Raw genomic sequence first — 13505 nt, forward strand, 5'->3', positions numbered from 1 at the left:
CATATCTACGAGGAGATCGAACGATGCAGACACAACAACACGCAGCTTCCCGCACCCGGCAGCGCATGCTGCGCACCGCGCAGGTCGCGATCGCCGGCGCCGCGCTCGCGCTGCTCGCCGCATGCGGCGGCGGCGGTGACGACAACAACAACAGCGCGTCGAACACGCCGCCGTCGGGCGTGAAGATGCAGGTCGTGTCGTTCGGCGACAGCCTGTCCGACGTGGGCACCTACTCGCAGATCAAGCTCGGCTTCGGCGGCGGTCGCTTCACGACCAACCCGGGCCAGGTATGGACGCAGAACGTCGCGCAGTATTACGGCGACACGCTGCAGCCCGCGAACCAGGGCGGGTTCGGCATTCCGCTGCAGGCCACCGGCGGTCTCGGCTACGCACAGGGCGGCTCGCGCGTGACGTTGCAGCCGGGTATCGGTCACGCGGACGCGAGCGTGCCGAACGCCGACTACGCGCAGGCCACCACGACGCCGATCGCCGACCAGGTCAAGCAATACCTGTCGCAGCACGGCAGCTTCAACGCCGGGCAGATCGTGCTGGTCAACGGCGGCGCGAACGACATCTTCTACCAGGCGCAGGTCGCGCAGGCGCAAGGCAACACGCCGGCCGCGCAACTCGCGGCGGCGCAGGCGATCGGCCTGGCCGCGCAGCAGCTCGGCGGCATCGTCCAGCAGATCGTCGCGGCAGGCGCGACGCACGTGTACGTATCGAACGTGCCGGACATCGGCGGCACGCCGCTCGCGCTGCAGGGCGGCGCGCCGACGCAGGCCGCGTTCACGCAACTGTCGGGGCTGTTCAACCAGACGCTCGCCGGCACGCTGGCCGCGCTGAAGGTCGACACGACGAAGGTCGCGCTGCTCGACACGTTCACGTGGCAGGACGGCATCGCGGCGAACTACAAGGCGAACGGCTTCAGCGTGTCGAACACCGATACCGCCTGCAACCTGAAGGCGATGGTCCAGGCCGCCACGCAGTACGGCGTCGCGAACGCGACCGCATTCGGCTCGTCGCTGTTCTGCTCGCCGCAGACCTACACGGTCGCGAACGCGGACCAGACCTACATGTTCGCCGACACGGTCCACCCGACGACGCACCTGCACGCGCTGTTCGCGCAGTTCGTCGAACAGCAGATCGCGAAGTCGGGCGTCGGCAAGTAAGCCGCCGGCCACGCGCCCAAACAGAAACGCCCGACCGGTTCGCCGGTCGGGCGTTTTTTTCATTCCTGGATCAGCCGTCGACGTGTCAGTCGCGCGCTTCGAACGCGGCCGCCGCACGGCCGAGACGATCGTTGACCGCGATCCATTCGACGGTCTCGGGCAGCTTCTCGACGAGGATGCGTGCGACCTGCGCGCGGTCGAGCGCGCGCAGCATCCCGTACAGGTCGCGTGCATACGCCTGCGGATCTTCCGGCGCCGCGACGAAATGCACGCCATCGGCCTGCGCCCAGCGTCCCGCGCGCGACGCACGGGCGACGAGCGCGACACGCTCGCCGTCGGCTTGCGCGGCCGCGAGCAGCGGCTCGAGCGTGTCGAACGGCAGCAGCGCGAGCGGCGTGCGCGGCGCGTAATGCGCCTTCAGCGTGCCCGATGCGCGCGGCGCGGTCGCGTCGCTGCCGTCCGGCAGCTTCGGCGCGCGGCCGAGCACGTCGGCGATCTGCTGCGGCGTCACGTGGCCCGGGCGCAGCAGCGCCGGGAAACCGCGCGACAGGTCGAGAATCGTCGATTCGATGCCGACTTCGGACGCACCGCCGTCGAGCACGTGCACGGTGTCGCCGAATTCGTCGCGTACGTGCTGCGCGGTGGTCGGGCTCACATGGCCGAACCGGTTCGCGGACGGCGCGGCCACGCCGCCATGCCCGCCGCGCCGCGCGCTGAACGCGGCCAGCAGCGCCTGCGCGACCGGATGCGACGGGCAGCGCAGCCCGACCGAATCCTGGCCGCCGCTCACGGCGTCCGGAATGCGCGCATGACGCTTCAGGATCAGGGTCAGCGGGCCCGGCCAGAATGCATCGATCAACGCCTGCGCATCGGCCGGCAGATCGTCGGCCCAGTAACCGGGATCGCCGCCCGGCGGCAGGTGCACGATCACCGGATGATTCGCCGGCCGCCCCTTCGCCGCGTAGATGCGCGCGACGGCCTCGGGATTCGCCGCGTCGCCGCCGAGCCCGTAGACGGTTTCGGTCGGAAAGGCGACGAGCTGGCCCGCGTCGAGCAACGCGGCGGCCGCGTCGATCTGCGCGGCCGTCACGGCGTTCGGGAGATCGATGGACATCGGCCGGCGCCTCAGTCGAGCGGCACGCGCAGCAGCTGCGCGCACGCGGTGGCCGCGGCGACGGCTTCGTCGCGCGTTTCGGCCGTGAAGTTCACGTGGCCCATCTTGCGGCCGACGCGCGCGTCTTCCTTGCCGTACAGGTGCAGGTGCGCGGCCGGCATCGCGGCGACCGTGTCCCAGGGCGGCGTGACGGGATCGGCCGCACCGTTCGGGAACCACACGTCGCCGAGGATGTTCAGCATCGCGGCCGGCGAATGCTGGCGCGGGTTGCCGAGCGGCATGCGCGTCATCGCACGCACCTGCTGCTCGAACTGGCTCGTTGCGCACGCATCGACCGTGTAGTGGCCGGAGTTGTGCGGGCGCGGCGCCATCTCGTTCGCGACGAACGAACCGTCTTCCAGCACGAAGAATTCGACGCACAGCACGCCGACGTAGCCGAGCGTATCGGCGATCCGCACGGCGGCCTGCTGCGCCTCTTCGACGCGCGCGGCATCGGCGGCCGGCGCGGGCACGACCGTCAGCGCGAGGATGCCGTTGTGATGCACGTTCTGCGCGAGCGGGAACGCAGCCGAGCGGCCGTCCGCGCCGCGCGCGATCAGCGCCGACACTTCGTATTTCAGCGGCAGGCGCTTCTCGAGCACGCACGGCACGCCGTTCAGCGCCGCATGTGCATCGCGCGCTTCCTGCGCGGTGCTCACGCGCACCTGGCCCTTGCCGTCGTACCCGAGGCGCGCCGTCTTCAGGATGCCCGGCAGCACCGCGTCGAGCGCGGCATCGTCGAGCGCGGCGAGTGCCGCCGACGATTCGATCACGACGTGCGGCGCGACGGGCACGCCCGACGCCTCGATGAAGCGCTTCTCCGCGATCCGGTCCTGCGCGACCGCGACGCAGCGGCCGGCCGGCGCGACGAACGTCGTGCGCGCGAGGAAATCGAGGCTTGCGGCCGGCACGTTCTCGAACTCCGTCGACACCGCGTCGCACAGGTCGGCCAGTTCGGCGAGCGCGGCTTCGTCGTCGTACGCCGCGCGCAGGTGGCGGTCGGCGACCGCGCCGGCGGGGCTCGTCGGATCGGGATCGAGCACGGCGACGCGATAGCCCATCGACTGGGCGGCAAAGCAGAACATGCGGCCGAGCTGGCCACCGCCGACCATGCCCAGCCACGCGCCGGGCAGGATCGGGGAAACGGAATCAGGAGTTGCGGTCATGTCAGTGGTCGGTCGCGGCGGAACGCGAAAATGCCCGCCGCAGTGGAAAAATCCGGCGCCGGCCGCGTCGTGCGGCCGCGCGCCATGCCGTCATTCCAGCGGCGGCAGCACCATCGCGTGCGCGGCTTCGTTCTGGCGCACGCGGAACGCGGCGAGCCGGTTCGCGTAGTCGGTCGACGTGCCGGACAGGATCGACACCGCAAACAGCGCGGCATTCGCGGCGCCGGCCTCGCCGATCGCGAACGTCGCGACGGGCACGCCCTTCGGCATCTGCACGATCGAGTGCAGCGAATCGACACCCTTCAGGTACTTGCTCGCGACCGGCACGCCGAGCACCGGCACCGTGGTTTTCGCGGCCAGCATGCCGGGCAGGTGCGCTGCGCCGCCGGCGCCCGCGATGATCGCGCGCAGCCCGCGCTCGCGGGCCTTCTCCGCATAGTCGAACATCTCGTCGGGCATCCGGTGCGCGGACACGACCTTCGCCTCGTACGGCACGCCGAATTCCTGCAGGATGGCGACCGCGTGCTTCATCACGTCCCAGTCGGAACTCGAACCCATCAGCACGCCGACGAGCGGCGCGCTGTGCGTGTGGGCAGTCTGGATTTCGCTCATGTCGTATGGACCTCGATCAGGCGAGCGCCTGGCCGGTGATGCGCTCGAGCGCTTCCTGGTACTTCGCGGCCGTCTTCTCGACGACGTCGGCCGGCAGCGCCGGTGCCGGCGCCGTCTTGCCCCACGGCTGCGCCTCGAGCCAGTCGCGCACGAACTGCTTGTCGAACGACGGCGGGTTGGTGCCGACTTCGTACTGGTCGGCCGGCCAGAAGCGCGACGAATCGGCGGTCAGCACTTCGTCCATCAGGTACAGCTTGCCGTGGTTGTCGAGGCCGAATTCGAACTTCGTGTCGGCGATGATGATGCCGCGCGTCGCCGCGTAGTCGGCCGCTTCCTTGTACAGCTTGATCGAGATGTCGCGAATGGTTGCGGCCAGCTCGGTGCCGATGCGGCGCTCGGTTTCCTCGAACGTGATGTTCTCGTCGTGCTCGCCCATCTCGGCCTTCGCGGCCGGCGTGAAGATCGGCTCGGGCAGCTTCTGCGCGTTCTGCAGGCCTTCCGGCAGCTGCACGCCGCACACGGCGCCCGATGCCTGGTATTCCTTCCAGCCGCTGCCGGCCAGGTAGCCGCGCACGACCGCTTCGATCATGATCGGCTCGAGGCGCTTGACGACCACGCCGCGGCCCTTCACCTGCTCGACCTCGTCGGCCGCGACGACCGCTTCCGGCGCGTCGCCCGTCAGGTGGTTCGGCACGATGTGCGCGAGCTTGTCGAACCAGAAGTTCGCCATCTGGTTCAGCACGCGGCCCTTGTTCGGAATCGGCTCGCCCATCACCACGTCGAATGCCGACAGGCGGTCGGTCGTGACGATCAGGAGCTTGTCGTTGCCGACCGCGTAGTTATCGCGGACCTTGCCGCGACCGAGGAGCGGCAGCGAGCGGAGCGTGGATTCGTAAAGGGTAGACATCGTCTTTTCGCAGATAAGGAGCCAAACAAAAAGGGAAACGCCGTTCCCCGCGGCAGGCGGGAACGGCGGTCTTGCAATACGTCGGCGAACCGGCGGGCGACGGCGCCCGGCGGTTGCCGGCCGGCCCTTGTTCGGCCGGACGGAGCGGCTACCGGGGCCGGATCGGATCCGGCAACCGGGCGGCCAGCCCTTGCCCGGCGGCAGTACCGGGCGGGGGCAATCGTACTACAGTCTCAGCGCACGACCTGCGCGAGCGCGCCGGACTTGTACTGCTCGGCGATCTTGTCGAGCGACAGCGGCTTGATCTTGCCGGCCTGGCCTTCGCAGCCGAACGCGAGGTAGCGGTCGACGCACACCTTCTTCGCCGCTTCGCGCGCGGGCTTCAGGTAGTCGCGCGGATCGAACTTGCCCGGGTTCTCGAACAGGTAGCGGCGGATCGCGCCGGTGATCGCGAGACGCAGGTCGGTGTCGATGTTGATCTTGCGCACGCCGTGCTTGATGCCTTCCTGGATTTCCTCGACCGGCACGCCGTAGGTTTCCTTCATGTCGCCGCCGAATTCGCGGATCTCGGCCAGCAGTTCCTGCGGCACCGACGACGAACCGTGCATCACGAGGTGGGTGTTCGGGATGCGCGCGTGGATTTCCTTGATGCGCTGGATCGACAGGATGTCGCCCGTCGGCTTCTTCGAGAACTTGTACGCGCCGTGCGACGTGCCGATCGCGATCGCGAGCGCATCGCACTGCGTGAGCTTCACGAAGTCGGCGGCCTGCTCCGGATCGGTCAGCAGCTGCTCGCGGGTCATCGTGCCTTCGGCGCCGTGGCCGTCTTCCTTGTCGCCCTTCATCGTCTCGAGCGAGCCGAGCACGCCGAGTTCGGCCTCGACCGTCACGCCGATCGAGTGCGCCATCTCGACGACCTTGCGCGACACGTCGACGTTGTACTCGTACGACGCGACCGTCTTGCCGTCGGCTTCGAGCGAACCGTCCATCATCACGCTGGTGAAGCCGCTGCGGATCGCGGCCGTGCAGACCGCCGGCGACTGGCCGTGATCCTGGTGCATCACGACCGGGATGTGCGGGTACGATTCGACCGCTGCTTCGATCAGGTGGCGCAGGAACGGCTCGCCCGCATACTTACGCGCGCCGGCCGATGCCTGCATGATCACGGGCGCGCCGACCTGGTCCGCCGCCGCCATGATCGCCTGGACCTGCTCCAGGTTGTTCACGTTGAAGGCCGGCAGGCCGTAACCGTGCTCTGCCGCGTGGTCCAGCAATTGACGCATTGATACGAGAGGCATTGTGGAACTCCTTGGAATGAAAACCGGTGCGCCCTGACGCCGGCGCGGCGCTCGCTCCCGTTCGAACCGGGGTGGCGCGGCGCGGCTGAGCGTCGAATAGCCGCATTTTATCGCGAAGCGCCTCCGATTCCGACCGCCCGGTGGCGCCGACTCGCAATTTGTTACGTTCGCACGGCACAATGCGGGCAAAAAAGAGAAAAAAAGCCGCGTGGGGCTTCGGACCCCACGCGGCTTTCGCGTATGAAACGGTGCCGGATCGATTTTTCAGCCGATCCGGGCGGCCGGCGCACTGGCCGGCGCGATGCTCAGTCGGTGCTCAATAGTGCTCGCCGACCCGCACGATCTTCAGCGTGTTGGTGCCGCCCGCCTGCCCCATCGGCTCGCCGACGGTCAGCACGACCATGTCGCCGTGCTGCACGTAGCCTTGCTTGACGACGATCTCGAGCGCCGCCTGCAGCGCCGAATCGCGGTCGCTGTTGAAGTCGACGTGCAGCGGCGTCACGTTGCGGTACAGCGCCATCGTGCGCTCGCTGCCGACGCGCGGCGTCAGCGCGAAGATCGGCACGTGCGTGTAGTGACGCGACATCCACAGCGCGGTCGCGCCCGATTCGGTCAGCGCGATGATCGCCTTCGCGCCGAGGTGGTACGCGGTGAACAGCGCGCCCATCGCGATCGACTGGTCGATCCGCGTGAACGTACGGTCGAGGAAATCCTTGTCGAGCTCGACCTCTTCCGACTTCTCCGCCTCGACGCACACGGCCGCCATCGTCTCGATCGTGACGACCGGGTACTTGCCGGCAGCCGTCTCGGCCGACAGCATCACCGCGTCGGTGCCGTCGAGCACCGCGTTCGCGACGTCCGACACTTCCGCGCGGGTCGGCACGGGCGCGTGGATCATCGACTCCATCATCTGCGTCGCGGTGATCACGAGCTTGTTCGACTCGCGCGCCATCCGGATCATGCGCTTCTGCAGCGCCGGCACGGCCGCGTTGCCCACTTCCACCGCGAGGTCGCCGCGCGCGACCATGATGCCGTCGGACGCGTCGAGGATGCTCTGCAGCGCCGGAATCGCTTCCGCGCGCTCGATCTTCGCGATCATCTTCGGCTTGATGCCGTACGGCGCGCCCGCGATGTTCGCGAGCTGGCGCGCCATTTCCATGTCGGTCGCGTTCTTCGGGAACGACACCGCGACGAGGTCCGCGCCGAGCGACATCGCGGTGCGGATGTCTTCCATGTCCTTCGCGGTCAGCGCCGGCGCCGACAGGCCGCCGCCCTGGCGGTTGATCCCCTTGTTGTTCGACAGCTCGCCGCCCACCTTGACGATCGTGTGAATCTCGTCGCCGAGCACGCGCTCGACGGTCAGCACGATCAGGCCGTCGTTCAGCAGCAGCAGGTCGCCCGGCTTCAGGTCGCGCGGCAGCTCCTTGTAGTCGAGGCCGACGCGCTCGTCGTTGCCGAGCTCGCAGCCGGCATCGAGGATGAAGGGCTGCCCCGGCGTCAGCGTCGTCTTGCCGTTCTCGAACTTGCCGACGCGGATCTTCGGGCCCTGGAGGTCGGCCATGATCGCGATCTCGCGGCCGACCTTGCGGGCGGCCTCGCGCACCATCTCGGCGCGCTGGCGGTGATCGTCGGCCGTGCCGTGCGAAAAATTGAGCCGCACGACGTCGAGGCCCGCCTGCATCATCTGCAGCAGAATCTCCGGCGAACTGGAAGCCGGGCCGATCGTGGCGACTATCTTGGTGGCGCGCTGCATGAAACTCCTCATCTGGATCAAGGTGGATGCGCTGGGTGAAACGCTGCGAGAGCCGGAAGCGGCAGGCCCAGCGGCGGCCGTTCCGGGGGGCGTGCCGGTGCTTGCGCCCGGCATCGCTTTGTTCTGAATCTCGTGGTGCTGCTCGGCCGCGTCGCCGGCGGCCGCCGGTGCGCGCGGGGCGGTGTTCGCCCGCGCGGGCGCGCGTTTGCGCTTGCCCGCGCCGGCCGGCTGCTCCGCTTTCGCGGAGCGCGCGGCCTTCGTCACCCCTGCGCGCGCCGCCACGCTCAGGCCGCCCGCGTTTCGAGCACTTCCACCGCCGGCAGCTTCTTCCCCTCGAGGAACTCGAGGAAGGCGCCGCCGCCCGTCGAGATGTAGCTGACCTGGTCGTGGATGCCGTACTTCGCGATGGCCGCGAGCGTGTCGCCGCCGCCCGCGATCGAGAACGCGGACGATTTGGCGATCGCTTCCGCGAGCGTCCTGGTGCCGTTGCCGAACTGGTCGAACTCGAACACGCCGACCGGGCCGTTCCACACGATCGTGCCGGCCTTCTCGAGCTGGCTCGCGAGCGCCTTCGCCGTATCGGGGCCGATGTCGAGGATCATGTCGTCCGCTTCGATGTCGGCGACCTGCTTCACCGTGGCCACGGCCGTCGGCGAGAATTCCTTGGCCGTCACGACATCGGTCGGGATCGGCACCGACGCGCCGCGCTCGCGCGCTTCGTCGATGATCGCCTTCGCCTCGGCGACGAGGTCGGCTTCCGCGAGCGACTTGCCGATCGACAGGCCGGCCGCGAGCATGAACGTGTTCGCGATGCCGCCGCCGACGATTAGCTGGTCGACCTTGCCGGCCAGCGACTTCAGGATGGTGAGCTTGGTCGACACCTTCGAGCCGGCGACGATCGCCACCAGCGGGCGGGCCGGGTTGCCGAGCGCCTTGCCGAGCGCGTCGAGTTCGGCGGCCAGCAGCGGACCCGCGCACGCGACCGGCGCGTACTTCGCGATCCCGTGCGTGGTCGCTTCCGCGCGGTGCGCGGTGCCGAACGCGTCGTTCACGTACACGTCGCAGAGCTTCGCCATCTTCTGCGCGAGCTCGTCCGAATTCTTCTTCTCGCCCTTGTTCACGCGGCAGTTCTCGAGCAGCACGACCTGCCCCGGCGCGACGTTCACGCCGTTCTCGACCCAGTTCGAGACGAGCGGCACGTCACGGCCGAGCAGCTCGGCGAGGCGCTTCGCGACCGGCGCGAGCGAATCTTCCGGCTTGAATTCGCCTTCGGTCGGGCGGCCCAGGTGCGACGTGACCATCACGGCCGCGCCGGCGTCGAGCGCGGCCTGGATGGCCGGCACGGACGCGCGCACGCGCGTGTCCTCGGTGATGTTGCCCTGGTCGTCCTGCGGGACGTTCAGGTCGGCGCGGATGAATACCCGCTTGCCGGCGAGCTGGCCGGCGGCGATCAGGTCGGTAAGACGCTTGACTTGGCTCATGTTGAACAGATTGAAGTAGTGGATGGGGAAAGGGGGTTCACGCTGGACGTGCGCGGGCTGCCGCGAAAGGGCGCCGGATGCGGCCGTGGCTGGCGGTTCGCATGACGCGCACGGGTAAAAAATCTCGAACGGGCATTCTAGCCGATCCACCTGGCAGACTGACCCGTGCGGCGGCGAATTCCGCCTATTTGGGATCGCGCGCGGGAACGGACACATTGCCGCAACGCAGCAATGCACCTGCGCGAGCGGCCGGAGCCCGGCGGGCCTGAACGGCGGCTCATCAGAAGATCACGCGCAGCGCGGTGAACACGAGCATCCCGACGACGATCGTGCCGAGCATGCTGCGGCGCCACAAAAACCAGCCGAGGCCGGCAAGCGCCGCGTAGAACGGATGGTTGGACAGCGCGAACGACAGCCCGGCCGGCGTTTCGAGCACGTCGGGCAGCACGACGGCGACGAGCGCGGCCGCCGGCGCGTAGCGCAGCGCGCGCTGCGCGCGTTCGGGCAGCACGGTGCGCTCGCCGCCGATCAGGAACAGCGCGCGCGTGACCGCCGTGACGATCGTCATCCCGATGATGACGATCCAGATCTCCGTCGCGCTCATTCGATCTCCTTCTCGTGCACGGTTTCGGTGCGGATGCGCCGCCAGTCGGCCCGTTCGACGAAGAAGTCGGCCGTGCAGCCGGCCGCGAGCGCGGCGAGCACCGCGAGCGGCAGCGCGAGCCGGTACGGCAGGTCGAACGCGACCAGCGCCACGATGCCCGCGACCGCGACGGCCGCGAGCGTCGAGCGGTTCGCGACGGCCGACACCATGATCGGGATCAGCGCGAGCGTGCCGGCCAGCTCCAGCCCCCAGCTCGCGGGGAAGAAGCTCGCGAGCAGGATGCCGGCGAGCGACGACACCTGCCAGGACAGCCAGCTCGCGAGCGCCATCCCCCAGAAATACGCTTCCTTGCCGGGCACATGACCGTAGGCGAAGCCCTGTTTCTGGAACAGCAGGTAGATCACGTCGCCGTTGAAATAGCCGATCGCCAGGCGCCGCCACAGCGGCAGGTAGGAAAAATGGGGCGCAAGCCCGGCGCTGAAGATCACGAAGCGCGTGTTGACCATCGCGGCCGTGAGCAGGATGGTCCAGATCGGCAGCTTCGCCGCGAGGAGCGGCAGCACCGCGAGCTGCGACGAGCCCGCGTAGACCAGCAGCGACATCGCGCTCGCCTGCGCGAGTGTCATGACCGACTTGCTCATCGCGATGCCGGTGACGAGCCCCCACGAGAGAATCGCCATCAGCGTCGGGGAATAGTCGCGCGCGCCCTGGATCAGCGCGAAGCGGTCGGTGGCGGACAATCGAGCGAGCATGGGAAGCGGGCCGCGGCGGGCGGTTCGTCGGGCCGCCGGCGCCTCCTGCCGGTACGACCCGTCGTTATTGGAATCGGTACCGGGCGATTATAGCGCCGGCCCCGTGCCGACCGACCGGATCGCCGGCAAATGACGCTAAAATAAGCGTCTTTCCGGCTCAACGCTGCATACAACCCGCTGTACAACTGCTTCCCAGGAGAATCCTATGTCAATGGCCGACCGCGACGGCAAGATCTGGATGGACGGCAAGCTGATCGACTGGCGCGACGCCAAGATCCACGTCCTGACCCACACGCTGCACTACGGCATGGGTGTCTTCGAGGGCGTGCGCGCGTACAAGTCGGCTGACGGCAGCACCGCGATCTTCCGCCTGTACGAGCACACGAAACGTCTGCTGAATTCGGCGAAGATCTTCCAGATGGACGTGCCGTTCGACCGGGAAACGCTCGAAGCCGCGCAGCTGGAAGTCGTGCGCGAGAACAAGCTCGAGTCGTGCTACCTGCGCCCGATCATCTGGGTCGGCTCGGAAAAGCTCGGCGTGGCCGCGAAGGGCAACACGATCCACGTCGCGATCGCCGCCTGGCCGTGGGGCGCGTACCTCGGCGAGGAAGGCCTCGCGAAGGGCATCCGCGTGAAGACGTCGTCGTTCACGCGCCACCACGTGAACGTGTCGATGGTCCGCGCGAAGGCGTCGGGCTGGTACGTGAACTCGATCCTGGCGAACCAGGAAGCAACGGCCGACGGCTACGACGAGGCGCTGCTGCTCGACGTCGACGGCTACGTGTCGGAAGGCTCCGGCGAAAACTTCTTCCTCGTGAACAACGGCAAGCTGTACACGCCCGACCTGTCGTCGTGCCTCGACGGCATCACGCGCGACACGGTCATCACGCTCGCGAAGGACGCCGGCATCGAGGTGATCGAGAAGCGCATCACGCGCGACGAGGTCTACACGGCCGACGAGGCGTTCTTCACCGGCACGGCCGCTGAAGTCACGCCGATCCGCGAGCTCGACAACCGCACGATCGGCAGCGGCGCGCGCGGCCCCGTCACGGAAAAGCTCCAGTCGGCGTTTTTCGATATCGTGTCGGGCAAGAACGCGAAGTACGCGCACTGGCTGACGAAGGTCTGAGCGCGCCGCGCCACCGACCGCCCCACAAAAGAGTGATAAGAGAAAGTCTCATGAGTGAAATCAAGGAAATGCCGCTGGTCGAGCTGACGGCCAAGGATCTTCCCGCGTACTGCCCGAACCCGGCCATGGCGCGCTGGAGCGCGCACCCGCGCGTCTTCATCGACGTCTCGCACGGCGAAGCACGCTGCCCGTACTGCGGCACGCGCTACAAGCTGCGCGACGGCGAGGTCGTCAAGGGCCACTGAGCCCCGGCGGCCGGGCCTGCAGGCTTGCAGGCCCGCCGACCCAAGGCGGCGCAGCCGGGCTTCCGGCGCGCCGCCGTTCTCCATTCTGGCAACCCGAACGCGGCGCCTGGGCGCCGCGCTTCATCAAGACATCGGAAGTCGACCTGATGCGTCGAGCGCTGGTTATCGCACCGAACTGGATCGGTGACGCATTGATGGCGCAGCCGCTTTTTGCGCTGCTGAAGAAACTCCATCCCCGCATCGCGATCGATGCCGTCGCGCCCTCGTGGGTCGCGCCCGTGCTCGAACGGATGCCCGAGATCCACGATGTCTACGCGACCGATCTCGCGCACGGCAAGCTGCAGCTGCTGCGCCGCTGGCAGCTCGCGAGCGACCTGCGCGACGTCGGCTACGACGCGGCGTACGTGCTGCCGAATTCGCTGAAGTCCGCGGTGATCCCGTGGCTCGCGAACATCCCGCTGCGGATCGGCTACACGGGGGAGCACCGCTACGGGCTGCTGAACGTGCGGCACGCGAACCCGACCAAGTCGGGCGAGCGGCCGCCGATGACGACCCACTACGCGGCGCTTGCGTACGCGCCGGGCGCGAAGCTGCCCGAGTCGATGAAGACGCTGCCCGCGCCGCGCCTCGACGCGGACCTGAACGAGACGGCGCGCGTGTCCGCGCGCTTCAACCTCGATACGCGCAAGCCGCTCGTCGTGTTCTGCCCGGGCGCGGAATACGGCCCGGCCAAGCGCTGGCCGCCCGAGCACTTCGCGTCGCTCGCCACCATCGTCCATCAGTCGTTCCCGTACACGCAGATCGTCGCGCTCGGCTCGCAGAAGGACGCCGCGGCCGCGCAGGCGATCGCCGACCACGCGCCGAACGTGCGCAACCTGTGCGGGCAGACGTCGCTGTCGGAGGCATGCGCGCTGATCGCGCGTGCGAACGCGGTGGTCACCAACGATTCGGGGCTGATGCACGTCGCCGCCGCGCTGCGCCGGCCGCTCGTCGCGCTGTACGGCTCGACGGATCCGCGCCACACCCCTCCGCTGTCGGACCTGGCGAAGGTACAATGGCTTCATCTCGAATGCAGTCCCTGCTTCGAACGCGAGTGCCCGCTCGGCCACCTGAAGTGCCTGCGCGAACTCGGTCCCGAGCAGGTATTCGGCGATTTGCGCGGCATGCTCGTCGGGCAACGCTGACCCTGGCCGGCAGCGTCGCACGACGCGCCGGGCAATCCGATTCACCGGTGTA

14 protein-coding genes are annotated in these 13505 nt (G+C 68.5%); 5 read left to right on the forward strand and 9 right to left on the reverse strand.

All coding sequences use genetic code 11. The features are described 5' to 3' along the window. Nucleotides 1-23 precede the first annotated feature (23 nt). A complete protein-coding gene (locus tag AB3K92_RS36730) occupies nucleotides 24-1169 on the forward strand; it encodes an SGNH/GDSL hydrolase family protein (RefSeq protein WP_021164111.1) in 1146 nt (381 codons plus the stop codon). Nucleotides 1170-1254: 85 nt separating this feature from the next. Here the strand turns inward: AB3K92_RS36730 and AB3K92_RS36735 are convergent, their stop codons facing one another. The 6 genes from AB3K92_RS36735 to pyk all read right to left on the reverse strand — a co-directional run bounded on the left by AB3K92_RS36735 (nucleotide 1255) and on the right by pyk (nucleotide 8058). After that, nucleotides 1255-2283: an L-threonylcarbamoyladenylate synthase gene (locus AB3K92_RS36735; RefSeq protein ID WP_021164112.1), complete on the reverse strand. Its 1029-nt coding sequence runs from the start codon at nucleotides 2281-2283 to the stop codon at nucleotides 1255-1257. An 11-nt stretch (nucleotides 2284-2294) separates the two neighbouring features. Further along, nucleotides 2295-3488: a 5-(carboxyamino)imidazole ribonucleotide synthase gene (locus AB3K92_RS36740; RefSeq protein WP_059586715.1), complete on the reverse strand. Its 1194-nt coding sequence runs from the start codon at nucleotides 3486-3488 to the stop codon at nucleotides 2295-2297. 90 nt (nucleotides 3489-3578) lie between these two features. Then, entirely contained in the window at nucleotides 3579-4100 is a 522-nt protein-coding gene (gene purE, locus AB3K92_RS36745) for a 5-(carboxyamino)imidazole ribonucleotide mutase (protein WP_021164114.1), read from the reverse strand. A 16-nt stretch (nucleotides 4101-4116) separates the two neighbouring features. Then, nucleotides 4117-5007 (reverse strand): phosphoribosylaminoimidazolesuccinocarboxamide synthase, encoded by an 891-nt coding sequence (locus AB3K92_RS36750; protein ID WP_021164115.1) that lies wholly within the window; start codon nucleotides 5005-5007, stop codon nucleotides 4117-4119. Nucleotides 5008-5240: 233 nt separating this feature from the next. Further along, the gene (fba, locus tag AB3K92_RS36755) at nucleotides 5241-6305 is read right to left on the reverse strand and encodes a class II fructose-bisphosphate aldolase (RefSeq protein WP_021164116.1); all 1065 of its coding nucleotides are present in this window, start codon (nucleotides 6303-6305) and stop codon (nucleotides 5241-5243) included. 316 nt (nucleotides 6306-6621) lie between these two features. Next, nucleotides 6622-8058: a pyruvate kinase gene (gene pyk, locus AB3K92_RS36760; RefSeq protein WP_021164117.1), complete on the reverse strand. Its 1437-nt coding sequence runs from the start codon at nucleotides 8056-8058 to the stop codon at nucleotides 6622-6624. On the opposite strand from pyk, the gene AB3K92_RS36765 reads away from it, so the two are divergent. Continuing rightward, on the forward strand, nucleotides 8057-8185 hold the full coding sequence (locus AB3K92_RS36765) for a hypothetical protein (protein WP_021164118.1): 129 nt from the start codon (nucleotides 8057-8059) through the stop codon (nucleotides 8183-8185). The genes pyk and AB3K92_RS36765 overlap by 2 nt on opposite strands. A 157-nt stretch (nucleotides 8186-8342) precedes the next feature. Here the strand turns inward: AB3K92_RS36765 and AB3K92_RS36770 are convergent, their stop codons facing one another. The 3 genes from AB3K92_RS36770 to AB3K92_RS36780 form a co-directional block, all read right to left on the reverse strand. Continuing rightward, nucleotides 8343-9539, reverse strand: a complete 1197-nt coding sequence (locus tag AB3K92_RS36770; RefSeq protein WP_048024998.1) for a phosphoglycerate kinase — start codon at nucleotides 9537-9539, stop codon at nucleotides 8343-8345. Between the two features lie 280 nt (nucleotides 9540-9819). Continuing rightward, on the reverse strand, nucleotides 9820-10143 hold the full coding sequence (locus tag AB3K92_RS36775) for an AzlD domain-containing protein (protein WP_021163740.1): 324 nt from the start codon (nucleotides 10141-10143) through the stop codon (nucleotides 9820-9822). Further along, nucleotides 10140-10895 carry an AzlC family ABC transporter permease gene (locus AB3K92_RS36780; RefSeq protein WP_048025000.1) on the reverse strand — a complete coding sequence of 252 codons (756 nt, stop codon included), beginning with the start codon at nucleotides 10893-10895 and terminating at the stop codon, nucleotides 10140-10142. The genes AB3K92_RS36775 and AB3K92_RS36780 overlap by 4 nt, the downstream gene beginning before the upstream one ends. Nucleotides 10896-11100: 205 nt before the next feature. On the opposite strand from AB3K92_RS36780, the gene AB3K92_RS36785 reads away from it, so the two are divergent. The 3 genes from AB3K92_RS36785 to waaF all read left to right on the forward strand — a co-directional run bounded on the left by AB3K92_RS36785 (nucleotide 11101) and on the right by waaF (nucleotide 13453). Beyond that, nucleotides 11101-12024, forward strand: coding sequence for a branched-chain amino acid transaminase (locus AB3K92_RS36785; protein ID WP_011353071.1), 924 nt, complete (start codon nucleotides 11101-11103; stop codon nucleotides 12022-12024). 50 nt (nucleotides 12025-12074) lie between these two features. Then, nucleotides 12075-12269, forward strand: a complete 195-nt coding sequence (locus AB3K92_RS36790) for a zinc-finger domain-containing protein (protein ID WP_006749970.1) — start codon at nucleotides 12075-12077, stop codon at nucleotides 12267-12269. Nucleotides 12270-12415: 146 nt separating this feature from the next. Then, entirely contained in the window at nucleotides 12416-13453 is a 1038-nt protein-coding gene (waaF, locus tag AB3K92_RS36795; protein WP_027785312.1) for a lipopolysaccharide heptosyltransferase II, read from the forward strand. Nucleotides 13454-13505: the final 52 nt, after the last annotated feature.

It is taken from the genome of Burkholderia sp. Bmkn7 (genome assembly GCF_041103175.1).
GTDB lineage: Bacteria > Pseudomonadota > Gammaproteobacteria > Burkholderiales > Burkholderiaceae > Burkholderia > Burkholderia cepacia.